Annotated in this window: 22 protein-coding genes; 9 read left to right on the top strand and 13 right to left on the bottom strand. The window is 71.9% G+C overall.

The features are described 5' to 3' along the window. Positions 1-59: 59 nt before the first annotated feature. The 4 genes from ACZ4UB_RS27760 to ACZ4UB_RS27745 all read right to left on the bottom strand — a co-directional run bounded on the left by ACZ4UB_RS27760 (position 60) and on the right by ACZ4UB_RS27745 (position 5782). On the bottom strand, positions 60-1523 hold the full coding sequence (locus tag ACZ4UB_RS27760; RefSeq protein ID WP_354379270.1) for an NCS2 family permease: 1464 nt from the start codon (positions 1521-1523) through the stop codon (positions 60-62). Positions 1524-1869: 346 nt separating this feature from the next. Next, the gene (gene pucD, locus ACZ4UB_RS27755) at positions 1870-4272 is read right to left on the bottom strand and encodes a xanthine dehydrogenase subunit D (protein WP_385775830.1); all 2403 of its coding nucleotides are present in this window, start codon (positions 4270-4272) and stop codon (positions 1870-1872) included. A gap of 2 nt (positions 4273-4274) precedes the next feature. Beyond that, positions 4275-4883 carry a (2Fe-2S)-binding protein gene (locus ACZ4UB_RS27750; RefSeq protein WP_468074200.1) on the bottom strand — a complete coding sequence of 203 codons (609 nt, stop codon included), beginning with the start codon at positions 4881-4883 and terminating at the stop codon, positions 4275-4277. Positions 4884-4885: 2 nt separating this feature from the next. Continuing rightward, positions 4886-5782, bottom strand: a complete 897-nt coding sequence (locus tag ACZ4UB_RS27745) for an FAD binding domain-containing protein (RefSeq protein WP_330333335.1) — start codon at positions 5780-5782, stop codon at positions 4886-4888. Between the two features lie 253 nt (positions 5783-6035). Here ACZ4UB_RS27745 and ACZ4UB_RS27740 point away from each other — a divergent pair, with 253 nt between their 5' ends. Together ACZ4UB_RS27740 and ACZ4UB_RS27735 are read left to right on the top strand one after the other, a co-directional pair. Then, complete coding sequence (locus ACZ4UB_RS27740) at positions 6036-7721, top strand: PucR family transcriptional regulator (protein WP_354379266.1); 1686 nt, start codon at positions 6036-6038, stop codon at positions 7719-7721. A gap of 167 nt (positions 7722-7888) precedes the next feature. Next, on the top strand, positions 7889-8659 hold the full coding sequence (locus ACZ4UB_RS27735; RefSeq protein ID WP_467963226.1) for a hypothetical protein: 771 nt from the start codon (positions 7889-7891) through the stop codon (positions 8657-8659). Between the two features lie 274 nt (positions 8660-8933). Here the strand turns inward: ACZ4UB_RS27735 and ACZ4UB_RS27730 are convergent, their stop codons facing one another. Beyond that, entirely contained in the window at positions 8934-9668 is a 735-nt protein-coding gene (locus tag ACZ4UB_RS27730) for a GntR family transcriptional regulator (protein WP_468074322.1), read from the bottom strand. Between the two features lie 104 nt (positions 9669-9772). Here ACZ4UB_RS27730 and ACZ4UB_RS27725 point away from each other — a divergent pair, with 104 nt between their 5' ends. Together ACZ4UB_RS27725 and ACZ4UB_RS27720 are read left to right on the top strand one after the other, a co-directional pair. Continuing rightward, entirely contained in the window at positions 9773-10621 is an 849-nt protein-coding gene (locus tag ACZ4UB_RS27725) for an iron-sulfur protein (protein ID WP_468074320.1), read from the top strand. A gap of 202 nt (positions 10622-10823) precedes the next feature. Continuing rightward, positions 10824-11909: a DUF2637 domain-containing protein gene (locus tag ACZ4UB_RS27720; RefSeq protein WP_468074197.1), complete on the top strand. Its 1086-nt coding sequence runs from the start codon at positions 10824-10826 to the stop codon at positions 11907-11909. Positions 11910-11950: 41 nt separating this feature from the next. Here ACZ4UB_RS27720 and ACZ4UB_RS27715 read toward each other — a convergent pair whose 3' ends face one another. Then, the gene (locus ACZ4UB_RS27715; RefSeq protein ID WP_468074195.1) at positions 11951-12373 is read right to left on the bottom strand and encodes an ATP-binding protein; all 423 of its coding nucleotides are present in this window, start codon (positions 12371-12373) and stop codon (positions 11951-11953) included. Positions 12374-12734: 361 nt separating this feature from the next. Continuing rightward, complete coding sequence (locus ACZ4UB_RS27710; RefSeq protein WP_468074193.1) at positions 12735-12974, bottom strand: thiamine pyrophosphate-dependent enzyme; 240 nt, start codon at positions 12972-12974, stop codon at positions 12735-12737. A gap of 271 nt (positions 12975-13245) precedes the next feature. Between ACZ4UB_RS27710 and ACZ4UB_RS27705 the strand changes: the two genes are divergently transcribed. After that, positions 13246-13950, top strand: coding sequence for a scabin-related ADP-ribosyltransferase (locus tag ACZ4UB_RS27705; protein ID WP_468074191.1), 705 nt, complete (start codon positions 13246-13248; stop codon positions 13948-13950). Between the two features lie 31 nt (positions 13951-13981). On the opposite strand, the gene ACZ4UB_RS27700 is transcribed toward ACZ4UB_RS27705, so the two are convergent. The 3 genes from ACZ4UB_RS27700 to ACZ4UB_RS27690 form a co-directional block, all read right to left on the bottom strand. Further along, complete coding sequence (locus tag ACZ4UB_RS27700; protein WP_468074189.1) at positions 13982-14866, bottom strand: alpha/beta fold hydrolase; 885 nt, start codon at positions 14864-14866, stop codon at positions 13982-13984. Positions 14867-14967: 101 nt separating this feature from the next. Continuing rightward, positions 14968-15432, bottom strand: a complete 465-nt coding sequence (locus tag ACZ4UB_RS27695; protein ID WP_468074187.1) for a hypothetical protein — start codon at positions 15430-15432, stop codon at positions 14968-14970. A gap of 202 nt (positions 15433-15634) precedes the next feature. Next, positions 15635-15847, bottom strand: a complete 213-nt coding sequence (locus tag ACZ4UB_RS27690; protein WP_468074185.1) for a hypothetical protein — start codon at positions 15845-15847, stop codon at positions 15635-15637. Between the two features lie 367 nt (positions 15848-16214). Between ACZ4UB_RS27690 and ACZ4UB_RS27685 the strand changes: the two genes are divergently transcribed. Both ACZ4UB_RS27685 and ACZ4UB_RS27680 read left to right on the top strand, forming a co-directional pair. Next, a complete protein-coding gene (locus ACZ4UB_RS27685) occupies positions 16215-17072 on the top strand; it encodes a helix-turn-helix domain-containing protein (protein WP_468074183.1) in 858 nt (285 codons plus the stop codon). Continuing rightward, positions 17069-17281: a DUF397 domain-containing protein gene (locus tag ACZ4UB_RS27680; protein WP_468074181.1), complete on the top strand. Its 213-nt coding sequence runs from the start codon at positions 17069-17071 to the stop codon at positions 17279-17281. Before ACZ4UB_RS27685 ends, ACZ4UB_RS27680 begins: the two co-directional genes overlap by 4 nt. Before the next feature lie 54 nt (positions 17282-17335). Here ACZ4UB_RS27680 and ACZ4UB_RS27675 read toward each other — a convergent pair whose 3' ends face one another. The 3 genes from ACZ4UB_RS27675 to ACZ4UB_RS27665 form a co-directional block, all read right to left on the bottom strand. Beyond that, positions 17336-19078: a pyruvate dehydrogenase gene (locus ACZ4UB_RS27675; protein WP_468074179.1), complete on the bottom strand. Its 1743-nt coding sequence runs from the start codon at positions 19076-19078 to the stop codon at positions 17336-17338. A gap of 75 nt (positions 19079-19153) precedes the next feature. Beyond that, positions 19154-20503, bottom strand: a complete 1350-nt coding sequence (locus ACZ4UB_RS27670) for a protein phosphatase 2C domain-containing protein (RefSeq protein ID WP_468074177.1) — start codon at positions 20501-20503, stop codon at positions 19154-19156. 105 nt (positions 20504-20608) lie between these two features. Continuing rightward, the gene (locus tag ACZ4UB_RS27665) at positions 20609-24385 is read right to left on the bottom strand and encodes a S8 family peptidase (protein WP_468074175.1); all 3777 of its coding nucleotides are present in this window, start codon (positions 24383-24385) and stop codon (positions 20609-20611) included. 212 nt (positions 24386-24597) lie between these two features. On the opposite strand from ACZ4UB_RS27665, the gene ACZ4UB_RS27660 reads away from it, so the two are divergent. Further along, the gene (locus ACZ4UB_RS27660; protein WP_468074318.1) at positions 24598-25575 is read left to right on the top strand and encodes a helix-turn-helix domain-containing protein; all 978 of its coding nucleotides are present in this window, start codon (positions 24598-24600) and stop codon (positions 25573-25575) included. A 24-nt stretch (positions 25576-25599) separates the two neighbouring features. Beyond that, a complete protein-coding gene (locus ACZ4UB_RS27655) occupies positions 25600-26085 on the top strand; it encodes a DUF456 domain-containing protein (RefSeq protein WP_354379250.1) in 486 nt (161 codons plus the stop codon). Positions 26086-26198: the final 113 nt, after the last annotated feature.

The following is a 26198-nucleotide window of genomic DNA, read 5'->3' as shown; positions in this document are numbered from 1 at the left end:
GGTTTCCGGTGACGGGATTGCGTGGAGGGTTCAGGAGTCGTGCGTCGGATCGGGACGGCTCAGCTGACGCCGAGCCAGCCCTCGATCGGGTGGAGCGCGTAGAAGACCACGAAGATCACCGTCAGCGCCCACATGAAGCCACCGATCTCGCGGGCCTTGCCCTGGGCCACCTTGATGGCCACGAACGAGATGACACCGGCGGCGACACCAGCGGTGATCGAGTACGTGAAGGGCATGAGCACGACGGTCAGGAAGACCGGGATGGCGGTGGCCGTGTCGGACCAGTCCACGTGGCGGGCGTTCTGCATCATCATCGCGCCGATGACCACCAGCGCGGCCGAGGCGACCTCACCGGGGACGATCTGGGTGATCGGGGTGAAGAAGAGGCAGGCTGCGAAGAGCAGACCCGAGATGACGGAGGCGAAGCCCGTACGGGCACCCTCGCCGACGCCGGTCGCGGACTCGACGAACACGGTCTGGCCGGAGCCGCCCGCGATGCCGCCGATGGCGCCACCGGCACCGTCGATGAAGAGCGCCTTGGACAGGCCCGGCATGCGGCCCTTGTCGTCGGCGAGCTTGGCCTCGGTGCCGACGCCGATGATGGTGGCCATCGCGTCGAAGAAGCCGGCCAGCACCAGGGTGAAGACGATCATGCCGACCGTCATCACGCCGACGTCGCCCCAGCCGCCGAACTCGACCTTGCCGAAGAGCGAGAAGTCGGGCATGGAGACCGCGGAGCCGGTGAGCTCCGGGGCGCCGCTGCGCCAGGCCTTGGGGTCGATGTCCGCCACGGCGTTGAGGATGACGGCGATGACGGTTCCGGAGACGATGCCGATCAGGATCGCACCGGGAACCTTGCGTGCCTGCAGCATGAAGATGGTGAGCAGGGTCACGGCGAAGATCAGGACGGGCCAACCGGCGAGCTCGCCGGTGGCACCCAGGCTCACGGGGGGACCGAATTCGGAGCCGTGGCCCACGAAGCCGGCCTTCACGAGGCCGATGAGGGCGACGAACATGCCGATGCCCATGGTGATGGCGTGCTTGAGCGCGAGGGGGATCGCGTTCATGATCATCTCGCGGAGGCCGGTGACGACCAGGAGACAGATCACCACGCCGTACATGACGCACATGCCCATGGCCTGCGGCCAGGTCATGTGGGGCACGACCTGCGAGGAGAGCACGCCGGAGACGGAGAGGCCGGCGGCCAGGGCCAGCGGCACCTTGCCGATGAAGCCCATCAGGAGGGTGGTCAGGGCGGCGGCGAAGGCCGTGGCCGTGATCAGGGCCTTCTGGCTCAGGGTGTCGCCCGCGACGTCCTTGCCCGACAGGATCAGGGGGTTGAGCAGGAGGATGTACGCCATCGCCATGAAGGTGGTGACGCCGCCGCGCACTTCTCGCGAGACGGTGGATCCGCGGTGCGTTATGTGAAAGTACCGGTCGAGCCAAGAACGCCCGGCGGGGGTGAGAGAGCCGTCGCCGGCCTCTTCCGCGGTGGTCTTGGGCTCCACAGACGACTGGGTCATGGTGCCTAACTCCCAAGGTTCAAAGGGGCACCCGCAGAAAAGATTGGAGACGCGGGATTTGGGATGGTGCGTTTGGCTGCACGACCCGGGGGACGGCCCGAGACGAAGCAAGTGAGCTGCTTTTGTACTGCTGCTACTTCGTTACCACTGGTACTGCTGTCACAGGTGGTGCAAAAGGTGTTGCAGGTATTTCAGGTGTTGCAGGTACTTCCGGTACTGCGGGTACTTCCTTTGAAGCGGACCGCGAGCGGTGCGGTACTTCGTACTCCGGGCGGTGCGACCGGCAAGTGTGACGTTCCCGCGTCACACCGCCCGGAGAGTCGTGGTCCCGGGGGGACCGGAATCCCTAGAGGGTTCCGGTGAGCATCTCGGGACGGATGGGGGTCTTGTTGATGTCCAGACCCGTCGCCTGCCGGATCGCCGCGATGACGGCCGGGGTGGACGAGAGGGTCGGGGCCTCGCCCATGCCGCGCAGGCCGTAGGGGGCCTTCGGGTCGGCGAGCTCCAGGACGTCGACCGGGATGGTCGGGGTGTCGAGGATGGTCGGGATCAGGTAGTCCGTGAAGGAGGGGTTGCGCACCTTCGCGGTCTTCGGGTCCACGATGATCTCTTCCATGATCGCCACGCCGAGGCCCTGGGTGGTGCCACCCTGGATCTGGCCGACCACCGAGAGCATGTTCAGCGCCTTGCCGACGTCCTGCGCGGTCGCGAGTTCGACGACCTTGACCAGACCCAGCTCGGTGTCCACCTCGACCACCGCGCGGTGCGCGGCGAAGGTGTACTGGACGTGCCCGTTGCCCTGACCGGTGACCAGGTCGAAGGGGACGGTCGGGTGGTGACGGTACTCGAGCTCGAGGTCGATGGCCTCGTCCTCGAGGATCTCGGCGATGTCCGCGAGGACCTCACCGCCGTCGGTGACGATCTTGCCGCCTTCGAGCAGCAGCTCGGCGGTGGCCCACGCGGGGTGGAAGGAGCCGTTCTTGCGACGGCCGATCTCCAGGAGCGCCTCGCGGACGGCCTCACAGGTGTTCTTCACGGCGCCACCGGTCATGTACGTCTGCCGCGAGGCCGACGTGGAACCGGCGGAGCCGACCTGAGTGTCGGCCGGGTGGATGGTCACCTGCGTGACGCCCAGCTCGGTACGGGCGATCTGCGCGTGGACGGTGATGCCGCCCTGGCCGACCTCCGCCATGGCCGTGTGGACCATCGCGACGGCCTCGCCGTTGATGACCTCCAGGCGCACGCGGGCGGTGGAGTAGTCGTCGAAGCCCTCGGAGAAGCCGACGTTCTTGATGCCGACCGCGTAGCCGACACCGCGGACGACGTTCTCGCCGTGCGTGGTGTTGGAGAGGCCACCGGGCAGCGCGCGGACGTCCGCACCCTCGCCCGCGGTCTCCCACTGGCGCTCGGGCGGCAGCGGGCGGGCCTTGACCCGGCGCAGCAGCTCGGCGACCGGCGCCGGCGCGTCCACGACCTGGCCGGTCGGCATGACCGTGCCCATCTCCATGGCGTTCAGCTGGCGGAACTCGACCGGGTCCATGCCCAGCTTCGCCGCGAGCTTGTCCATCTGGGCCTCGTAGGCGAAGCAGGCCTGGACGGCGCCGAAGCCGCGCATCGCGCCACAGGGCGGGTTGTTCGTGTAGAGCGCGATCGCCTCGATGTCCACGTCCTCCAGGACGTACGGACCCACCGAGAGGGAGGACGCGTTGCCCACGACCGCCGGGGAAGCGGACGCGTACGCGCCGCCGTCCAGGACGATCTTGCACTTCATGTGCGTGAGCTTGCCGTCCTTGGTCGCGCCGTGCTCGTAGTAGAGCTTCGCCGGGTGGCGGTGCACGTGACCGAAGAAGGACTCGAACCGGTTGTAGACGATCTTGACCGGCTTGTTCGTGGCCAGGGCCAGCAGGCAGGCGTGGATCTGCATCGAGATGTCCTCGCGGCCACCGAAGGCACCGCCGACGCCCGAGAGCGTCATGCGGACCTTCTCCGGCGGCAGGCCCAGGACCGGGGCGATCTGCCCGAGGTCCGAGTGCAGCCACTGGGTCGCGACGTACAGCTCGACGCCGCCGTCCTCGGACGGGACGGCCAGACCGGACTCCGGGCCGAGGAAGGCCTGGTCCTGCATGCCGAAGGTGTACTCGCCCTCGACGATGACGTCGGCGCGCTTGCGGGCCTCTTCCACGTTGCCGCGGATGATCGGCTGGCGGTGCACGATGTTCGGGTGCGGGACGTGACCGATGTGGTGGTCGTCGCGACCCTCGTGGATCAGCGGCGCGCCGGGGGCGAGGGCGGAGGCCTCGTCCGTGACGAGCGGCAGCTCCTTGTAGTCGATCTTGATCTTGGCGGCCGCGCGGCGGGCGGTCTCCGGGTGGTCGGCGGCCACGAGGGCGACCGGCTCACCGTGGTGGCGTACCCGGCCGTTGGCGAGAACCGGCGTGTCCTGGATCTCCAGGCCGTAGTTCTTCATCTCGGCGGGCAGGTCGTCGTAGGTCAGCACCGAGTAGACGCCCGGCATCGCCAGGGCCTCGGAGATGTCGATCGAGACGATCTCGGCGTGGGCGACGGTGCTGCGCAGCGTCTGGCCCCACAGCATGTCCTCGTGCCACATGTCCGAGGAGTACGCGAACTCACCGGTCACCTTGAGGGTGCCGTCGGGGCGCAGCGTGGACTCGCCGATGCCGCCCTTGTTGTGCTTCTGCGTGACGTTGGTCGGCGTACCCGCCGGGACCGTGCGCGTGTTCTGGGCCATGGTCAGACCGCCTCTGACTGACGGGCGGCCGCGAGGCGGACCGCGTCGAGGATCTTCTCGTAGCCCGTGCAGCGGCAGAGGTTGCCGGACAGGGCCTCGCGGATGTCCTGGTCGGACGGGGAGGAGTTCTCCTCCAGCAGCGCGTCGGCCTGGACCAGGAGGCCCGGGGTGCAGAAACCGCACTGGACGGCGCCGGCGTCGATGAACGCCTGCTGGATGTTGGAGAGCTCGACGCCCTCGCCGGTCTGCGAGTCGCCGGGCTTGGCCTGCCACTGCTTGGCCGCGTCCAGGGAGACGCCGCCCTTGCCGCCGCAGCCGCCGCCGGTGCCGCAGGCACCGCCGTGGCCGTGCTCCTCGCGCTGCTTGGCGAACTCCGCCAGACCCTCGACGGTCACGACGTCGCGGCCCTCGACCTGACCGGCCGCGACCAGACAGGAACAGACCGGCACGCCGTCGAGGCGGACGGTGCAGGAACCGCACTCGCCCTGCTCACAGGCGTTCTTCGAACCCGGCAGGCCCATGCGCTCGCGCAGGACGTACAGGAGGGACTCGCCCTCCCAGACGTCGTCGGCTTCCTGCGGACGACCGTTGACAGTGAAATTGACGCGCATGATTACGCAGCCCCTTCAAGCGAGCGGCCGTTTCCGGTACCGCGGTACTGCTCCCAGGTCCAGACGAGCTGGCGGCGAGCCATGATGCCGACCGCGTGACGGCGGTACTTCGCCGTGCCGCGGACGTCGTCGATCGGGTTGGCCGCGCCGGAGGCGAGGTCACCGAACTGCTTGGCGATCGACGGGGTGATGACCTTGCCGGACTCCCAGAAGCCGCCCTCTTCGAGCGCGGCGTTCAGGAACTCCTCGGCGGCCTTGGCACGGATCGGGGTCGGCGCGGCCGAGCCGATGCCGGTGCGGACCGTGCGGGTCTCCGGGTGCAGTGCCAGGCCGAAGGCGCACACCGCGATGACCATCGCGTTGCGGGAGCCGACCTTGGAGTACTGCTGGGGGCCGTCCGCCTTGTCGATGTGGACGGTCTTGATGAGCTCGTCGGCGGCGAGCGCGTTGCGCTTCACACCGGTGTAGAACTCGTCGATCGGGATCAGGCGGGAACCGCGTACGGACTCCACCTCGACCTGCGCGCCCGCCGCGAGCAGCGCGGGGTGGGAGTCGCCGGCCGGGGAGGCGCAGCCGAGGTTGCCACCGACGCCGCCGCGGTTACGGATCTGCGGCGAGGCGACCGTGTGCGAGGCCAGGGCGAGACCGGGAAGCTCCGTGCGGAGGTTCTCCATGATCTGCGTGTACGGGACGGAAGCGCCGAGCCGGACCACATCCTCGCCGACCTCCCACTCCCGCAGGAGACCGATGCGGTTCAGGTCCAGAAGGTACTCCGGCCGACGGTGGTCGAAGTTGATCTCGACCATCACATCGGTGCCACCCGCAATCGGCACAGCTGAGGGGTACTCGGCCTTAGCGGCGAGCGCCTCCTCCCAGCTGGCGGGGCGAAGGAAGTCCATGTGCGGCTCTCTTCTTCTTCATCGTGTCGATCACTTCAAGCCAGCGGGCCCAAAGACCCTCGACTGGTCGTTCACGTGCTGTTAACGCGGTGTGGAGTCAGTACACAAGCCGCGCGTCCCCCGGGTGCAGTCACCGAAACCATGAAGGAGTTGGCTGACGGCCTCCCTCGTCTTGTAGATTCGTATGAAAGGCAGGATGCACTGACCTGCCCGATTTCCAACGGCAACATCGAGACAGATCGGCGGCGACATCATGCGGCTGCGCGCACTGCTGGAAACCGAGGCGCTGGGGCTGCGGCTGCTGAGCGGCCAGGAGGAGCTGGACCGCACGGTCCGGGGCGTCATGACGACGGACCTGAGGGATCCCAGCCGATACCTCTCCGGCGGGGAACTCGTGCTGACCGGCCTGGCCTGGCGTCGAAATTCGGACGACTCCGAGCCGTTCGCACGACTCCTCGCGAGCGCCGGGGTGGCGGGCCTGGCCGCCGGCGAGGCCGAGCTGGGAGACATCCCGGACGATCTGGTTTCAGCCTGTCGGCGCAACCGGCTGCCGCTGTTCGCCGTGAACGAGGACGTTGCATTCGCCACGATCACTGAGTACGTCGTTCGGCAGGTCTCCGGGGAGCGCGCGGGGGACCTCGCGGCCGTCGTGGACCGCCACCGGCGCCTGATGACGTCGGGTCCCGCCGGCGGTGGCCCCGATGTGGTCCTCGATCTGCTCACCACGGACCTCGATCTGCGCGCCTGGGTGCTCTCCCCCACGGGACGGCAGATCGCCGGGGCGGGCGAACCGCTGGCGCCCGGCATCTGCGCGGCGCTGGCCAGCGAACACCTGGCGGCGGTCCGGACCGGCCGCAGGGGCCCGCACCGGATCTCCATCCAGGGTATTACCTACTCGCTCTTCCCGATCAGGGGACACGGGCGGGGGACCGGCCCGGCGGCCCGTGACGTGCGCGAGAGCGTGCTGTCGGACTGGCTGCTGGCCGTCGAGGCCGACGCGAGCGACTGGCCCGCCGAGCGCCTGGACCTGCTCCAGGGCGTCACCCAGCTGATCGCCGTCGAGCGGGACCGGCGCGACGCCGCCCGCACCGTGCGCCGGCGCCTCGCCCAGGAGGTGCTGGAGCTCGTCCAGACGGGCGCTCCGCCCGCCGAGATCGCGGCCCGCCTGCGGGTCGCGGCCCCCGTGCTGCTGCCCGGGCTGGGCACCGCCCCGCACTGGCAGGTCGTGGTGGCCCGGGTCGACTGGGACGGCGGGGACATCCCCGGCGGTCCGGTGGCCCAGTCGCTGCTGGAGGAGATCCTGGTCGACCCGTCCCTGTCGGGTCCGGAGCCCTCCGACCGGATCGCCGTCGCCCACGCGGGCGACGAAGCGATCGCGCTCGTACCGCTGCCCGCGCTGTCCGCGGACTCCGGGGAGCCCGCGCACGACAAGGGCCCCGACACCGCCCTGCACGCCGACGTGCTCCTGACGGCCGTACGGGAGCCCCTGGCGGCCGGTCTGGCCGAGGACGGGCGGCTCACGCTGGGCGTCAGCGCGGCGGTGCACTCCGCCGAGGGGCTGCGCGGGGCGCTGGAGGAGGCCCGGCACGCCCGCCGGGTCGCGGCCGCCCGACCGGGCCGGGTCTGCGCGGCGGGCCACCACGAGCTCGCCTCGCACGTCCTGCTGCTGCCCTTCGTCCCGGACGACGTGCGCCGCGCCTTCACCGCGCGGCTGCTCGACCCGCTGCGGGACTACGACCGGCGGCACCGGGCGGAGCTGATCCCGACCCTGGAGGCGTTCTTGGACTGCGACGGGTCCTGGACCCGTTGTGCGACCCGGCTGCACCTGCACGTCAACACGTTGCGGTACCGCGTCGGGCGAATCGAGCAGTTGACGGCGCGCGATCTTTCGCGGCTGGAGGACAAGCTGGACTTCTTCCTGGCCCTGCGGATGAGCTGATCAGCGGCCCGGCCGGGGGGCGGCCGGGCGGCCGGGGGCGACTGACGAGGTGTCCGGACTTTGTGAAAAGGTTCACCCGACCCCTTGGCCGATCAAGTGGATCCGTGCTCTCATTTCGCCCCAGGGCGCGGGCAGCGCGCTGGCTTGGCTGCTTCGGGGAGGGCAATGTGGCGGACACCGCCATGTCGGGTGCCGGAATGACCGGAGGGGACGACCCCCTCCAGCGGGCGATATGGCGGCTTCGCTCCCGGGGCTGCTGGACGGACGCGGCGGCCCTGTTGGACCCGCACGCGGGCCGCGCCGGGCCGGCCGTGCAGCGCACCGCGCTGCTGGTCGAACGGTGCCTGTTCACCGGGCAGGGCTGGGCCGAGGCGGAGGACGCGCTGCGGATCGCCGAGGCGGTGGCCCAGGACGACGACGAGCGCGGCGCGGCCGCCTGCGAGCGCGGCCAACTGGCTTACGCCGCAACGGTGCTGGGTGTCCGGGACCGGTCCGACGAGGCGCGCTCCGCGCTGGGGCGGGCGGCGGCGCTGCTGGCCCCGGGATCGCCCACGCGGCCGCTGCTGGACTTCCGGCGGGGGCTGGTGGCGGAGCACCTGGCCGACGCCCCGCAATCGGCCAGGCCCGCGTACCGGCGCGCGCACGCGGGGGCCACGGCGCACGGGGACACCCTGCTGCTGTCCTTCACCTGGCGCCACCTGGCCGGGCTCGCGCTGCGGGACGGGGAGCTGGCGGAGGCCCGTCACGGCTTCGCGGAATCCCTGCGGATCCGGGAGGAACTGGGCTTCCTGGTCGGTACGGCCCCCGCCCTGGCCGCGCTCGCGGAGGCCGAGCCCGAGCCCGAAGCCGCCCGCCTCCGCGCCGAAGCCCTCCGCCTCTTCCGCCTCCTGGGCGGCATCCCCACCTGGCTGGCCGCCCACCTGACCCCCGCAGCCTGACCCCACCCCACGCCTCAATCGCCGACGAGGCTGAAACGGATCCGACCCCGACCACATCAAGCCCGCCCGGCGCTTGAGGGCCCGCCGGAGGCCACGCCAACCGGCACCCGACAGCGCGGCTACGCCCGGACCCACGCCTCAAACGCCGGCGAGGCTGGAATGGCCCGGGCCCAGGCCGCGCGGCGAGGCTGACATGGGCCGGGCCCAGGTCGCCCGGTCGGGCTGGTCGAGCCTGCCCGGCGATTGAGGGCACGCCGCGGGCGCGGAGAGGCGGCTAGTGCGGGGGCCAGGCGAAGTGGGCGTGGATCAGGGTGTCGGCCGTGCTCGCGTCGGCATCGATGAGCGCGTCCAGCAGAGCCACGTGCTGCGCCGCATCGGTACACAGCAGCGACCGCCGACTCCGCGCCCACTGAACCCGCCGATGCACCTCGTCCGCGACCCGCAACAGCTGCCCGTTGCCCGCCAACCCCAGCACCCCCCGGTGAAAGGCCCGGTCCGCCTCCGCGTACCCCGGCAGATCACCCGCCTCCGCCGCCACCACACTCGCCTCGGCGAGCGGCCGCAGCGCGACCCAGGAAGCCCGTTCGGCCGTACGGACCAGCCCCAGCATCACGGGGACCTCCAGCAGCGCCCGCACCTCGGCCAGCTCGGCCAACTCCGCCGGCATCGGGGCGACCACCCGGAAGCCCCGGTTCGGAAGGCATTCCACCGCCCCCTCCATCGCCAGCTGCTGCATCGCCTCGCGCACCGGCGTGGCCGAGACCCCGAAACGTTCCCCCAGGGCGGGCCCGGAGTAGATCTCGCCGGGCACGAGCGCGCCGTCGACCAGCGCCGCGCGCAGCGCGTCGAGGACCTGGCCGCGGACGGAATGCCGCAGCACCGGACGGCGCGCGGAGACCCCCTCGCCACCGGCCTCCCCACGAGCCTGCTCGGGCACCCCGGCACGGGCCGCGTCCTGCACTCGATCCTCCTCCGCTCCGCTCCCCGCCTGCGGGTTCCTCCCGAGAATAGGTGACGGGCACCGGTCGCCGACGATACGGACCGCACGAGATCAGGTAAGGTAAGGCTAACCTGTCAACGATCGCGCGATTCGGTGGACCACCCATGGCCCGCATGACCGTCACGGCACCCCTTTCCCCCGTCACGGACGCCTACGCCCGCCTCTCCGCGGCCTTTCCCGGGCTGCGGGTCACCGAGCGACCCGCGCACGTCCCCCCTCCCCGCGGCGCCGGATGGGTCGGCGCGGACGAACTCGCCCTGGGCGGCCCGGCCTTGGACTCCTTCCTCGCGTGGGACGAGGCCCAGGTGCTGCGGGACCACGGCCGCCGGGCCCGCCCCGACGTGATCGCCGGTTTCGGCCTGCACCGCTACGCGTGGCCCGCCTGCCTGCTGATCACGGCGCCGTGGCTGTTCGCCCGGCGCGTGCCGCACCTGCCCCCGGGCCAGGTCGCCTTCCACCGCACCGGGGGCCGGATGAGCGTCGGCATCGAACGGTTCGCCTGCCTGCCGGACGATCCCGCCGCCGCCCTCCCCCGGGCCCAGGTCGTGCCCGACGAGGAGGCGCTGCGCGCGCAGGTGCGGGTCGCGGTGGCCGAGCACCTCGGGCCGGTGCTGGAGGGCTTCGGCCCCCGGACGCGGCGCGGCCGCCGGGCGCTGTGGGGCATGGTGACCGACGAGGTCGTCGAGAGCCTCTGGTACATCGGTGCCCTGGTCGGCGAGGAGCGCCGCACGATGGCCGAGCTGGAGCTGCTCCTGCCGGGCCCGAGCGCCCCGTACACGGGCGGCAGCGACTTCCGCGTCCTCGCGGGACCCGCGGGCGAGGAGCTGCCCACCCGGGACCGGGCCAGCTGCTGCCTCTTCTACACGATCCGCCCCGACGACCCCGACGCCACCTGCGTGACCTGCCCCCGGACCTGCGACGCGGACCGGGTCGCCCGGCTGACGGCGGCCGTCGCGGCGTGATGCCACCGGCGAAGCCACCCGTTCGGGTGGGGTTATTCGAACTCAATCAACCCTGAACGAGAGCCAGTTCGACCCACAACGCCCTATCCGGCGGGCCCTGACCCCCGTTGGCGGCCTCTTGCCCCGAAACCCGCGTGCGGCCCTCGCGCGATCCGCCACTATGGCGCCCGGAAAGCCGCATACGCGAGGCAAGGGACACCGCATGAGACTGACCGACATATCGCTGGACTGGCTGCTGCCCGGCAGCCTGTTGATCCTGGGCGTACTTGCGGCAGTGGCGGTACTGGCGAAGAGCAAGCGCGAGGGCGAGAAGGCCGCGTCGGACGACAGCTGGGAACGCAGCGAGGACCGCCGCCGCCGCAAGGAGGCCATCTACGGCACCGCCTCCTACGTCCTGCTCTTCTGCTGCGCAGCCGTCGCCGCGGCACTCTCCTTCCACGGGCTGGTCGGCTTCGGGCGGCAGAACCTCAACCTCTCCGGAGGCTGGGAGTACTTGGTGCCCTTCGGCCTCGACGGCGCCGCCATGTTCTGCTCGGTGCTCGCCGTCCGCGAGGCCAGCCACGGCGACGCGGCCCTCGGCTCGCGGATACTGGTGTGGCTCTTCGCCGGGGCCGCGGCCTGGTTCAACTGGGTCCACGCACCGCGGGGCTTCGGCCACGACGGCGCGCCGCAGTTCTTCTCCGGGATGTCGCTGTCCGCGGCGGTCCTCTTCGACCGGGCGCTGAAGCAGACCCGACGGGCGGCGCTGCGCGAACAGGGCCTGGTGCCACGGCCGTTGCCGCAGATCCGGATCGTGCGTTGGCTGCGGGCTCCGCGGGAGACCTTCGGCGCCTGGTCGTTGATGCTGCTGGAGGGCGTGCGTACGCTCGACGAGGCGGTCGACGAAGTCCGGGAGGACAAGCGGGAGAAGGCGCAGGACCGGCACCGCAGGCGGGACCAGAACCGGCTGGACCGGGCCCGCATCAAGGCGCTGGGACGACAGAGCCGGGCCTTCGGCCGCTCGCGAGGCCGCCAACTGCGGGAGGACGTCCTGGAAGAACACGAACTCGCGACCGCACCGGGTGTGGCCGCGGGCTCCGCACCCGCCATCGGCGGGGAGCCGGCGCCGACCGACGCGGGTCAACTCCCGCTGCGGCGGCGGCCGTCGCTCCAGGCTGTGGGCGGGACCGATCCGTCCGAGACGGCGTCCCGGACGGTGGACCTCACCGCCGAGGACGACACCCAGACCATCCCCCGACTCGACTCGTTGGAGCGCAAACTGAAGGACCTGGAGCAGCAGTTCGGCTGACCGGCCGCCGTGGCGGCGGTACCGGTCCGGGCGCGCGGCGCTCAGGCCGGCTCCGCCGCCCACACCGCGTCGGCGCCCCCGTCGATCTCGAACCACACCACCTTGCCGGTGGAGCCGCCCAGGGAGTCCACCCCCCAGGTGTCGGCGAGGGCCTGGATCAGCACCAGTCCCCGGCCGTGCGTACCGTCGTCGGCGGTCGGTACGAACGGTCTGGGGTGGCGCGCCGCGTAGTCCCGTACCTCCACCCGCAGCCGGGTGGCGGTGAGGCCCGCGAAGACCTCGGCACCCTGATCGGTGTGGACGAGGGCGTTGGTCACGAGTTCGGTCATGAGCAGTTCGGCCACATCGGCCGCGTCGCCCCGGCAGCGGTGCCGGAGCAGTTCCCGTAACGCCTTGCGTACTTCGCCCACCGCCTTGAGGTCCGCCCGGCGCACGCGGCGGGTGATCCACAGCGCGTCGTCCACGCTCCCGTCACCCGTGGGCGACGGTTCCCGAGGTTCGGGCCGTCCTCTTCTCGACAGTTTTCCGGTGTTCGCCCCCACCCGCACGGCGATAGCCCTCCGTATCCCGAAGTCCCTCTCGAACAGGCCTACGGAAGGGCTTCTTCCCACCGGGGGAATCCGCACTCCTTCGAGCTCGACTCCGGGACACCTTGAGGAGGTTGGATCGAGCCATGGGGAACACCCGGCGACTCCAACCGGTGCGCGCGATCTTGGTGGCGGAACGTGCGAAAGCGGTGACCATTTCGGTACGGGTCCTCGGTGGAATCCACAGGGCACCGACGGTGGTCGCCACGCCCGCCGGAGCAGGCCCCTCGTGCCGGAATCAGCCCCCGGGAGCCCCGGTGAGCTGCTCGGCACCCCGCACCCGACACCCGTACGCGTGGTTACTCCCCGCCGCCGGGGCGCTCGCGGCGATGTCCGGGACGGTGATTCGTCGTTCCGTACGAAGGCGGCCGGAAATCAACATCTCCCGTTCGACCATGCCCGAGGACGAGTTGTCGAACAGGACCACTTCGACGGGGTGGTCGTACTGCACCAGGGTGAGGGAATCTCCCCTCGGCATCGAGAAACCGCCGTTGCCCGACACCGGGACCACTTGACGCCGTCAGCGCCGTTCGAGGAAAGATAGCGCGCGGCCCCCGGATTGCCCATGCCCGTATCCCGGGTGAACACTCCGCACTCCGCCGCGGCCGCCCGGCGGATCTCGCAGGCGAATCCTTTATGCGGTACGACTGTTCCACCCGTGCGGGTGGAACCGGCTTCCCCGTCCGGTGTGGGCGTTCCGAGCGCGCCTATAAAGGGGCCCGTCATGTTGATCGACTGATGGGCCCACCATGCTGCAGTCCGCACTCCGCTTCCTCGCCGCCTTCTCCCTCGTCTCCGTCGTCTCCATCACCCCGGCCGTCGCGGCCCCCGCCGCCCCCGGTGCGCTCGCCGACGATCTGACCACGCCCTGCGGGCCCACCGTCGACTACCGCCCCTGGGACTGGTACCGCACGACGACCGACAGTTCGATCGGCCGCGACGTCGCGGCGGGTGCGGATGGCGAGCGCTGGCAGTGGCGCAGCGACACCAACGTCCTGTGGCGCGGGGACACGCGGGAGGGCGTCGAGGAGATCTTCCGCACCGGTTTCACCCCGCGCGGCGCCCAGTTGACCCCCCTCGCCGAGTACATCGTCAAGGGCGGCGGACAGAACAGCGCGCACCTGAGCACGAGTTGCGAGAAGTGGGTGGCACAGAAGTTCGCCACCTACGGCGCGGAGAAGACGGGTTGGGTCTACGAGATCTACGCCCCCGGCGGCATCGACGTGAACGCCACGGCGCGGCTGAACAACTACAACTCGCCGTACCTGTGGAACAAGGAGGTCGACTTCCCCGGCGGCGTGAAGGGCCAGTACATCAAGGGCGCCTGCAAGTTCCACCTGACCCACACCGACCAGGTCACCAAGGTCAGCACCTGGGAGGAGCTGACCTGCAAGAACAACACCGCCTTCGCCCCGTACAAGGTGGACGTCTCGGCCCTGGCCGCCGCCCGCTGACTCGTACCCCGGCGGGCGGCTCGGCGACGCCCTAGCCGCCCGGACGGGAGGACGCCGCCGCGCCCTGCCGGGCGAGCCAGAAGTCGAGCAGGGCGGAGGCCACTTCGGCGGGCTTGTGCACGTTGGGGGAATGCCCGCCCCCCTCGATCCGGACGAAGGCGGCACCGAGCTGGCGGGCCATCCGCTCCACCCCGTCCGGTTCCCACGTCTCGTCGGGAGTACCGGAGATCACCGACACCGGAACGGGCAGGCGGGCGAGGTCGTCCGTGGTGTCCGTCTCGTCCAGCATGTGCTGCGCGACGGCCGCCAACTGGCGCGGGTCGTTGCTCATCCACCGGTGCTCCAGGAAGCGTTCGACGTCCTCGGGCGCCGACTCCTCCTTGCCCCGCACGAACGGCCAGATCTCGGCGAGGGACATCGATTCCACGACGGAGAGCAGCAGGTTCAGGCGTTCTCGCTGCCAAGGGGAGACGACGCCGGGACCGAAGTTCATCAAGGTCACCGACGCCCAGAGGGAAGGGTCCCCCCCGGTCGCGATGACCGCCGCGCGGGCGAGACTTCCCCCGTACGAATGACCCAGCAGGTGCACCGGGCCGGCGTCCAGGCAGCGGGTGGCGGCCACCAGATCGCCGGCCAGGTCGTCCCGGGAGTACGAGGGCTCCGGTGAGGCGTCGGCGCTCTCGTACTGGCCCCGGCCGTCCATGGCCACGACGCGTACGCCGTCGGCGCTCAGGGCCGGCAGCAGGGGGAGGAAGTCCTCCTTGCTGCCCATGAAGCCGGGTACGAGGAGGGCCGTGCCCCGCGTCGGGGCGTGCTCAGCGGGTGGAACGTCCAGGGCGGCGAAGACCCCCCGCTCCGTTCGAAGACGCACCGGACGCGCGTGGTCCGGGGTTTCCAGGCTCAGCAACTGGCTCATGGGCAGCATGATAGGCACGGCCGCCGAGCAGGTCGGGCCGCGGTTTCGAGCGGCGGGGAACACCCGGCCCGGCCGCTTCGACGCGTAGTTCGAGGGCCGTTCTACCCTTCGGATTCCGCGCGCGGGTCGGGTACCCGCGGCCGCGGTTCATCGCGGTGCCAGCCGCCGAAGCGCCCGAGGGCCTTCCAGAACCTCTTCTCACCGTTGCGTTCGGCCTGCCGACTGGACTCCCAGGTGAGGACCTCGCGCCCGTACGCGCGGCGGGCCAGGTCGTTCACGTCGTTCTCGACGAACCGCAGGTGCCGTCCCAGCCTCTGGATGCCGTCGTTGCTGTCCCGCAGGTACAGGTAGGCGACCAGGAGTACGAGCCCGACCACGACGATCCGCCAGATCCCGAGGCCGCTGCCCAGCGTCGCCGCGATGGCGGTGGCCGCGCCGGCGTATCCGGCCAGTTGCTGTCGGGCCCCGATCCGCTGGACCACTTCGGACCGCAGGGATTCGTACTCCTTCATCCGCAGGCCGATGATCTCGACGGCCTTCTCGTGCTCACTCGTGCTCCCGCTCACAGCACCCCCCTGTCGCTGTGCATCGTGCCCATTCCCACCGGCGACCACTCCTCCTCCCCAGCGGGAAGGAACACGGCCGCACGCTTTCCGACCACGGGGGGCGGAACCCTCCGCTCGTGCATGTTCACTCGTTCAGGAGCGGTCAGGGATGCCGGCCGACCTCACCGACGGCACCCCTGCCGCCCCTCCGCGCGACGACCGACTAGGCCGCCGACTGCGGGTTCGCGGAGGGACGCGGGGGCCGCTGCACACGGGCCGCCGCCAGGTCCCTGCGGTATTCCTCCGCCGCCACGAGGAGGACCGACGTCGCGTCAGGCCGCAGCCGCGCGGCCACGGCCGCCTCCAGCTCCTGCTGCCACTGCGCCGAGAAGCGGTATCCGCCGGCGCTCATCCGGACGCCGGGTGGTTCGGACACCTGCGGATCTCCACGGCCCGGTCCGAGGCGGCGGACGGGTCGTATTCCGGCGAGCGCGGCCCCCTCAGCCGATGCCACTGGTCCAGCAGGGCGGCGCAGACGTCGCAGCCGGGGGTGGCGCGGGGAGGGGGTGCGAAGAGTTGATCCAGGCTCGCCACAACCGGCGCATTCATCTCGTAGGACATGCATCGCCCCTCAGCGTGATCGTTCCGCTACGCGCTGTGCTTGTAACGTCAGCGTGGCAGGCGGCGATCCGCATTGCAACCACAACTCGCTGATTTACAACTTTGCAAGCTCACTCATGTCGCACACTGCGCCGTGGGAGCATCGGACTCAGCCGCCACCGGGCGGGGGAAGCGGAGGGCGCATGAGTGCTCCATCGGTACGGCGCCGGCGACTGGGCGCGGAGCTGCGGGCGCTGAGGGACCGTCACGGCATGAAGCTCGACGATGTGGCCGGTCGGCTGGGGCACGGATGGGACGGGCCGCGCCTGTCCCGCGTCGAACGGGCGCAGCTCGGCATCAAGCCCGATGTCCTGAACGCCCTGCTGGACGTCTACGCGGTGAGCGACGTGGGGCGGCGCGAGGTGTTCCTCGCCTTGGCCCGTGACGGTGCGCGCCGTGGATGGTGGCAGACGTACCGCGACATGATTTCGCCGGCTTACGCGGAACTGATCAGCCTGGAGGCGGACGCCAAATCGCTCAGGAGCTATCAGACGCTCGTCGTTCCCGGCCTTCTCCAGACGGCGGCATACGCACGGGCGTCGATCACTGGGATCAACACGGCGTCCACCCCCGATCAAGTGAACGCACTCGTCGAAGTCCGCCGCGCACGTCAGGCCGTACTGGCGCGGCCGGCACCCCTGGAGTTGTGGGCGATCGTGCACGAGGCGGCGCTCCGCGCGACCATGCCTGCTCCCGGCGTCATGCGGGACCAGTGCCAGTGGCTCCTCGACAGCATGGACCTGCCGCACGTTTCGATCCAGGTCCTTCCCCTGGCCGCCGGACCGCATCCCGGCATGGCGGGGCCGTTCACGGTGCTGTCGTTCCCCGAGTCGGCAGACCTTGACGTGGTGCACGTAGAGGGTCTGGCGAGCGCCCTGTACGTTGAAGACGCCGCCGATGTCGCGGTGTACGGGAGCGCGTTCGAGCACCTCAGGGCGCACGCGCTGTCGTTCGCGGCGTCGGCCGACCTCACCGCAAGAATCAAGCAGGAGCACTCATGACCATCATCACCGACTCCTCGGCCCACGGATTCTCCTGGTCGAAGTCCACCTACAGCAGCGACGCCGGGCAGTGCCTCGAAGTGGCCGCCGGGCAGCTCGTCGGCGCCGTGCCCGTCCGGGACTCGAAGAACCCCACCGGCCCCGCGCTCCTCGTCGCCGACGCCCAGTGGACTCGCTTCGTCGACGCCCTCAAGGGCGGGCAGCTCTAAGCACCCCGCCGGGCCGCGCGGGAGCGTCCGCTCCCGCGCGGTGTCCCCTCGGGCTCAAGGCCGCGGTACGTTGCGGAGGTTGGAGCGGGCCATCTGGAGCATGCGGCCGACGCCGCCGTCGAGGACGATCTTGCTGGCGGACAGGGCGAAGCCGGTGACCATCTCGGCGCTGATCTTCGGCGGGATCGACAGGGCGTTGGGGTCGGTCACCACGTCCACCAGGGCCGGCCCCTTGTGCCGGAACGCGTCCCTCAGGGCCCCGGCGAGCTGCTTGGGCTTCTCCACCCGTACCCCGTAGGCGCCCGCCGCGCGGGCGATCGCGGCGAAGTCCGGGTTGTGGTTCGTCGTTCCGTACGACGGCAGGCCGGACACGAGCATCTCCAACTCGACCATGCCTAGCGAGGAGTTGTTGAAGAGGACCACTTTCACGGGGAGGTCGTACTGCACCAGGGTGAGGAAGTCCCCCATCAGCATCGAGAATCCGCCGTCGCCCGACATGGAGACGACCTGGCGGCCGCGGTCGACGAATTGCGCGCCGATGGCCTGCGGGAGGGCGTTGGCCATCGAGCCGTGGCTGAAGGATCCGATGATGCGCCGCTTCCCGTTCGGGGAGAGGTAGCGCGCGGCCCACACGTTGCACATGCCCGTGTCCACGGTGAACACCGCGTCGTCGTCGGCGAGTTCGTCCAGGACGGCGGCCACGTACTCGGGATGGATCGGGGTGTGCTTCTCCACCTTCCGCGTGTACGCCTTGACCACGCCCTCCAGGGCGTCCGCGTGCTTCTTCAGCATCCGGTCCAGGAAGCGGCGGTCCGTCTTGACCTTGACCCGGGCGTTCAGGCAGCGCAGCGTCTCGCGCACGTCGCCCCAGACCGCGAGGTCCAACTTGGAGCGCCGGCCCAGGTGTTCGGGGCGCACGTCCACCTGGACGATCTTGACGTCGTCGGGCAGGAAGGCGTTGTAGGGGAAGTCCGTGCCGAGCAGGATCAGCAGGTCGCACTCGTGGGTGGCCTCGTAGGCCGCGCCGTAGCCGAGCAGCCCGCTCATACCGACGTCGTAGGGGTTGTCGTACTGGATCCATTCCTTGCCGCGCAGGGCGTGCCCGACCGGTGACTTGATCCGGCCCGCGAACTCCATCACCTCGGCGTGCGCCCCGGCCGTGCCGCTGCCGCAGAAGAGGGTGACCTTGTCGGCTGCGTCGATCATCCGGACCAGCGCGTCGATCTCGCCGTCACCGGGCCGGACCGTCGGCCGGGTGGTCACCAGCGCGTGCTCGACCGACTTCTCCGGGGCGGGCAGCGAGGCGATGTCCCCGGGCAGGGCGACCACGCTGACCCCGCCGCGGCCGATGGCGTGCTGGACGGCGCTCTGCAGGAGCCGGGGCATCTGCTTCGGGTTGGAGATCAGCTCGCTGTAGTGGCTGCACTCGCGGAAGAGCTGGTCGGGGTGGGTCTCCTGGAAGTAGCCGAGGCCGATCTCGCTGGAGGGGATGTGCGAGGCCAGGGCCAGGACCGGAGCCATCGAGCGGTGGGCGTCGTAGAGCCCGTTGATCAGGTGGAGGTTGCCGGGGCCGCAGGAGCCCGCGCAGGCGGCGAGCCGCCCGGTGATCTGGGCCTCGGCGCCGGCCGCGAAGGCGGCCGTCTCCTCGTGGCGGACCTGGATCCACTCGATGTCACCGGTCCGGCGGATGGCGTCGACGACGGGGTTGAGGCTGTCCCCGACGACCCCGTACATCCGGCGCACCCCGGCGCGCACGAGGATGTCGACGAACTGCTCCGCCACGTTCTGCTTGGCCATGGAGGGGCGCCCCTTCCGGTCCGGCGATCCGGCGATGCCGGGTGTGCGCCTCCCATCCACGCACGGCCGGGCCGGTTACGCCTCCCAGACCGCGGCGGCGGTCCGGTCGTCCGCGTACCCCTTGAGCCGGAGCTGGGTGTCCGCGAGGAAGGCCGCGAGGCCCGGTGGGTCCTGCCCGGCCCAGCGGGCGGCCAGCTCGGCGGGCAGGGCCGCCTCCTCGCGCATCGGTTCGGCCAGCCCGCCGGAACACAGCAGCAGGGTGTCGCCCGGCCGGGCCAAGGTGGCGCGGAAGCGGAAGCCGCCCGGGACGCCCTGGCCCGCCGGCGCGGCCGGGGCGGGCAGCGCCGCGACCGTCGGGAGGGTGGTCCCCACCGGTTCCAGGTCCTGCCACTGCCCCTCGCGGAGCCGGAACAGCCCGCCCGTCCCCGCACCGAAGCAGACCCTGGTCCGGCACTCGGGGTCCACGGGGAGGAGCACCGCGCGCAGCCCGGCCGTGTACTCCTCGTCGGGCAGCCCGAGCTCGGCGGCGCGGGCCCGCAGCCGCCCGTACCCCCGGTCGGTGAGCCGTTGCAGGCCCGAGCGCAGCGCGTCGCGCCGACCCGCCCGGATGTCGTCGCCGAGGCGGCCCTGGCTGCGGCCGACGGCCGCCGCGACCCAGTGGCACACCTCGGCGGCGGCGTCCCGGGCGCCGGGAGCCGCGCGGTCCCCGCCCGCGAGGGCGATCAGCACCAGCGCGTCGTCCCCGCCGCCGAAGCGGGCCGTGAGCAGGACGTCGCGACGGCTCTCGCCGCGGAAGCGGGCGGAGTCCCCGCGCACGGAGGCGGCCCGCAGGGTGTAGGTCCCGTGCCGGGCGCCTTCCAGGACGGTGTCGGGCACGAGGGCCTGGAGGGCCGTCGGGTCCGCCACGGGCAGGGGGCCGGGCTCGGCCGCGTACGTCGGTGCCCGGTCCCCCAGATGGCGTACCTCGGGGCGCTGCGCGGGCCCTGCCGAGGGCGGTGCGAGGGGGCCCGGCACCCCCGCGGCGGGTACGGCGGGGCGGCGCGGATCCGCGTGCCGCGGTTCGGCCCGGCGCGGTTCGGCTCGGCGCGGCTCCGGCAGCACGGGCGGCGCCGGCGCCACGGGCAGCGGGGGCGGGGGCTCGGGGGGCGCGGGCGGCACCGCCACGTCCCCGAGCGCGTACCCGGTGGGGGCCGCGCGCTCCTCCACGGGCTCCGCCTGCGCCGGCAGCGCCACGAGGGGTGGCGCCACCGCCTCCGGTTCCGGCTCCGCCTCCCGCACCAGCACCGACGCCGAGCTGAACCGGCTGTCGAGCGTGTCGGCGGGATCGGCCGGTACGGGGCCGGAGCCGCCGGGTCCCGGCTCCGGCCCGGCCGGGTCCTCGTACAGCTTCTGCCACCAGTCGTCCGCGTCCCCCTGCTGACTCATGCCCCTAGTGTCGGCCGCCCGGGGCGGGAGAAAACGCGGAACGCGCCGAAAGGGGCCCGCCGGGCTACTGCCCGACGGGCCCCCGGCCCCGTGGTGGCGAACTGATCAGCGGACGTCGTATGCGCGTCCGACCATCTGGGTGACGGTGGCGCCCTTCGCGTCGGTCAGCTCGACCTTCAGCGAGACCGGCTTGCCGCTGGCGCCGGTGTGGTCCACGACCGCGCTCCAGCGGCCGCCCTGTTCGGCGACCGCGGCCGCGGTCCAGTGCTCGTTGTCGTACGAGTAGGACAGCTTGACGCCCTTGAGGGCGCCGGGCGCGTAACCCGCGTGCCCGGTGACGGCGATCCCGATGCGCTGTCCGCCCCGTGCGGCGACGGTCTTCAGGCCGTCCTCGGGCAGGGTCAGGGCCGGGAACAGGATCGGCAGCGGGGTCGAGTACGCCGACGCGTCGAGCGCGGAGCGGAAGGACCAGGTGGTCCGCACGCCCTGCGAGCGCTGCCAGTCCCGGGCCGGGCCGCCGATCTTCTCCAGGGTCTGGGTCAGCTCGTAGGCGCCCGGCTCGGCCGGGACCTCGAAGACGCCGGCGTTCGGGTACCAGCTGGAGCCGACCTCCACCCCGTCCCGCGTGAGGGTCAGGCCGCCGATGTCACCGAAGGAGCCCGGCAGCGCGTAGTGCCCGCCGTCGCCCCACATCGCGGAGGAGAAGCCGATCAGGTTGCCCTGCCGCTCGGCGGCCAGCACCGGCTTGCCGCTCGCGTCGCGCACGCCGACCGGGCCGATGACCCCGTCGTACCAGCTCTCGGAGCGCTGGGAGCCCTTGGCGTAGGTCCGCTGCTGGTCGCTCATCAGCTCGCCCCAGGGGAAGCTGCTGGAGACCACGTGGTCCCAGGCCGTGTCCCCGGCGCTGTAGTACTCGGTGCGCTCCCCCGGGACCGCGACGGTGTCCAGGGAACCGAAGTACACGGCGGTCCCGCCCGGCCGGTAGGCGCCGGTCAGGTCCATGTAGGCGGAGGCGGCGCCCATCGCGCGGTAGGTGGAGCGGACGGTCCCGAGGTCGCGGTCGCGCACCCGGTAGTTGCGCTCGCCCCGCAGCGAACCCTGCTCGATCTGGGCGAGGTTGTAGACGTACGGGCTCCTCGCGGTGCCCGTCCAGCTCAGCGTGACCTTGCCCTGCGCGAGCCGCGCGAGCAGGGCCCGGGCCTCGGTGGTCTCCAGGGACAGCGCGGGCAGCGAGCCGCCGGTGTAGCCGTTGAAACCGAGCCAGCGACCGGGGGCGTCGCGGTGGGCGATGAGGGCCTTGGCGCCGGCCGCCTTCGCGTGGTTCGCCAGGTCGTAGAGCGAGGCGTCCGTGGTCTTCACCAGTACGATCGCGCCCTTGGCGCCGGCCGCGGCCAACTCCTCGGGGCTGCCGTTGCCGGCGTCGACGAGCGGGGCGCTGCCGCGGCCGTCGAGGTTGTCGCTGCCGGTGGAGGCGGTGAGGGGGTGCAGGGTCGGGCCGCCGGCCACCTTCAGTTCGGCGAGCAGGGGCGCGGCCTCGCGCCAGTAGCTGCCGAACTCGAAGCCGCCCTCGGACGCGCGGCCTTCGACGGAGGCGTAGAACCCGCGGATGGTGCGACCGCCCATGGCCGTGCCGGCGTGCAGCCAACTCGGGTCCCAGTCGCGGGCGAAGGCGAGGGTGGCGGCGCGGGTCTCGGTGGGCCGGTCGGCCTCGATCGCCAGGCGCCCGGCGGTGCGGGCGTCCAGTACGACCGTGGTGTCCTTCTTCACCTCGACCTGCGGGCGGCCGAGGTAGGTGAGGGAGTCGACCATCGGGTTGTCTCCGGCGCTCCCGGCGTCCGGGGTGGCGACGAAGGAGGAGAGGAAGTACGAGCCCGGGCGCAGCCGGTAGATCTGGTCGGCGGAGCCGTCGTTGAAGCGGCGCTCGCCCGTGGCGTCGTCGGTGCCGATGACGTCGAGTGAGGACGGCCCGGCCGCGGGCTTGCCCGAACGGTCGAGGAGCTTGACGCGCAGGGTGACGGTCTCCGGCTCCACGTACAGCGAGAAGGGGGTCGAGACCCGCAGGCCGCCGGGGCCGGTGGCGACCACGCGGCCGGTGACGTCGCCGTACTGGCTGCGCTCCAGGCGTGCCGCGGGGTCGAGGGCGAGGGGGACCTTGACGGTGGCTCCGGCGGGGACGGTCACCGTGCTCCGGTCGAGGCGGGCGACCTGGCCGCGGACGGCCGAGCCGTCGTTGCCGGCGAGGTGCTCGATGCCGAGTCGGAGGGTGACCGGCGCCGTGCCCGCGTTGGTGTACGGGACCTCGACGGTGCTCCGGTCGCTGCGGTCCTGCGGCCAGTTGTACGCGCCGCCCTGGAGGGCGGGGGCGGAGGTGACGGTGGTGTCGATGGCCCGTTTCACGTCGAGCCGGCCGCCGCCGGTCTCCCGGACGTCGCCCGGGATCGCGGTCTCGGCGGAGCCGACGAGCGCGGCCTTGATCTGCTGGGAGGTCCAGTCCGGGTGGCGCTGCTTGACGATGGCCGCGGCGCCCGCGACGTGCGGGGTGGCCATCGAGGTGCCGGACATGGACTGGTAGGCGTACACCCCGCGGCCGCCCATGTTGGCGGCGGAGATGGCGACGCCGGGGGCGGCGATCTCCGGCTTGAGGGTGTGCAGGAGGCCGGCCGGTCCGCGGCTGGAGAAGGAGGCGGTGCTGTCGTCGCGGTCGACGGCGCCGACGGTCAGCACGCTCGGCGCGCAACCGGGCGAGGAGACGGTGTTGTCGCCCGGGCCGGAATTGCCGGCAGCGATGACGAAGAGGGTGCCGCTGTTCTGGGCGAGCTTCTCGGCGGCGGCGCTCATCGGGTCGTCGCAGGCGGTCTGGGAGGGGTCGCCCAGGCTCATGGAGACGACGTCGGCCTTGCTCTCGACGGCCCATTCCATGCCCGCGATGATCCAGGAGTCCTGGCCGTACCCGGAGTCGTTGAGGACCTTGCCGCTGAGCAGCCCGGCGCCGGGCGCGACGCCCTTCTTGGCGCCCCCGCTGGCGGCGCCGGAGCCGCCGACGGTGGAGGTGGTGTGGGTGCCGTGGCCCTGGCGGTCGGCGTCGGTGTCGGAGTCGGTGAAGTTCTTCGACTCGACGACCCGGCCCTTGAGGTCGGGGTGGTCGAGGTCCACGCCGGTGTCGAGGACGGCGACCTTGGTGCCCGTGCCGTCGTACCCGGCGGCCCAGGCGGCGGTGGCGCCCACCTGCTTGGTCGAACGCTCCAGGTTCGTCTGTACCTTGCCGTCCAGCCACAGCTTCTTCAGGCCGCCCGCGCCGCGCGAGCGGGCGGCGGCCTTGGCGGTGACGTCCGACCAGAAGGTGGCCGCCTGCGCCTTGTCGGCCGAGAGCGCGACCGCGCCGATCGAGCCGAGGACGAGCGAGCGCTCGGCGCCGCGCGGGGCGGCCGGGGCGCTGCGGGCCGTGTCGAGGCCTTCGTAGACCGCGATCAGGGGCAGCTTCTTGGCGTGCGCGTCGTCGTAGCCCTGCCGGATCAGGCCGGTGACGTTGAAGAGTTCGGCGTCGACCGTGCCCGCCGCGAGCGCCTTGACCGCGCTCTCGGGGTAGACGTAGACGTCCTTGCCGGACTGCCGGGTCTGCACGAGCGGCTGGGAGCCGTCCTCGCGCGGCAGCGCGGTGGCCGCGGTGCGGCCCGCGGCGTCCGTGGACACCAGGACCTTGTCGCCGGTGACCAGCGTGACGGTCGCGGCTCCGGCACCCTGGCGGGCCGCCGCCGCGCTCCCGGTCAGTGGTCTCTTCGCCGACCCGCCGTCGCTCGGCTGCGCCGCCGAGGTTCCGACGGCAGTGACGGCCAGGACGGCCGCTGTGGCCGCTCCCAGCGCCGTGCGCGATATCGGGCGCATCGCTCTCCCCAGGTGAATTCCGGCCAACGGTTGCATTGCACGGCAAAGCTGCCGCGTAAATGGCTTCTGGCCAGCGGATGTTGGTGCTGCGGTGGCGTCACCTTGGCAGAGCGGTGGGGGGTGCGGTGATGATGTCCACGGCGGGTTTGTGCCGTGGCCGCTTCCCGCCAGAAGCGGGTGGCCGCGGACCGGGTGGAGAGTGGGTGGACGGGTTGCTGGGTGCGATAGGCCTGGACGAGGGCCAGGAGTCGGCGTACCGCGTGCTGGTGGCGCTGGGAGCGGCGGAGGTCCCCGACCTCGCGCACCGGCTGACCCTGCCGGTGCCGCAGACGGAGCGGGCGCTGCGGCACCTGGAGCGCCAGGGGCTGGCCGCGCAGTCCTCGGCCCGGCCCGGGCGCTGGGTGGCCGCGCCGCCGGGGGTGGCCCTGGGCGCGCTGCTGACCCAGCAGCGGCACGAGCTGGAACAGGCCGAACTGGCGGCGGCGCTGCTGGCCGAGGAGTACCGGGTGGAGGCGGCGGAACCGGCCGTCCACGACCTGGTCGAGGTGGTCACGGGGGCGAGCGCGGTGGCGCACCGCTTCGTCCAGCTGCAGCTGGGCGCGACGCAGGAGGTGTGCGCCCTTGTGACCGGGCGGCCGCAGGTGATGACGGGCACGGAGAACGAGGCGGAGGAGCACGCCAGCGTGCGCGGGGTGGACTACCGCGTGGTGATCGAGCGCGAGGTGCTGACCCTGCCGAGGGGACTGCGGGAGGCCTCGACGGCGCTGGGCCGCGGCGAGCAGGTCCGGGCGACGGACGAGGTGCCGACGAAGCTGGTGATCGCGGACCGGAGCCTGGCGATGGTGCCGCTGACGGCCCGGACCGCGGAGCCCGCGGCGCTGGTCGTGCACGCGTCGGGGCTGCTGGAATCCCTGATGGGGCTCTTCGAGGCGGTGTGGCGGGAGGCGCTGCCGCTGCGGCTGGGGGCGGGCGGCACGGTCGACGAGTCGGACGGCGGCCCCGACGCCACGGACCTGGAGATCCTCTCGCTGCTGCTGGTGGGGATGACCGACGCGAGCGTGGCCAAGCACCTGGAGCTGGGGCTGCGCACGGTCCAGCGGCGGGTGAAGGGGCTGATGGAGACCGCCGGGGTCACGACCCGGATGCAGCTCGGCTGGCACGCGTACGAACGGGGCTGGGTGGCCCGATAGCCCCGGGTCGGTCACGCTGATCAGATGGATCTGCCTCAGCTGCTCCTGGTGGGCCTGGTGCTGCTGCTCGGGGTGCTCGGGGTGCTGGTGCCGGGTGTCCCGGGGACGCTGCTGGTCTGGGCCGGCCTGCTGTGGTGGGCCATGCACGAGCGGACGGCGCCCGCGTGGTCGCTGCTGGTCTCGGCGACCGCGCTGCTGCTGGTGGTGCAGGTGGTGAAGTGGCAGCTGCCGCCGCGACGGCTGCGGGGCGTCGGCGTCACCCGCCGGATGGCGGTGTACGCCGGTGCGGGCGCCCTCCTCGGCTTCGTCCTGGTCCCCGTGCTGGGCGCGGTGCCGGGCTTCATGGGCGGCATCTACCTGTGCGAGCGCCGCCGCCTGGGCAGCCACGGCGAGGCGGTGACCTCGCTGCGGTCGGTGATGCGGGCGGTGGGCACGAGCGTGCTGGTGGAGCTGTTCGCGTGCCTGCTGGTGACGGGGGCGTGGCTGGGCGTGGTGGCGACGGGCGGCTGAGGACCGGCCGACCTGGGTCCTAGGCCCTGTCGTCAAAGTGCCGTCTGCCTCGCGACGCCTGGCACGCACTCTCGCCGCACCGGGCGAAAGCCAAGTACGTCCAGTACGCGGGC

It is taken from the genome of Streptomyces sp. NPDC028419 (assembly GCF_055565515.1).
The sequence above is the reverse complement of the archived record's forward strand: the minus strand, read 5'-3'. Positions and strand labels throughout refer to the sequence as shown.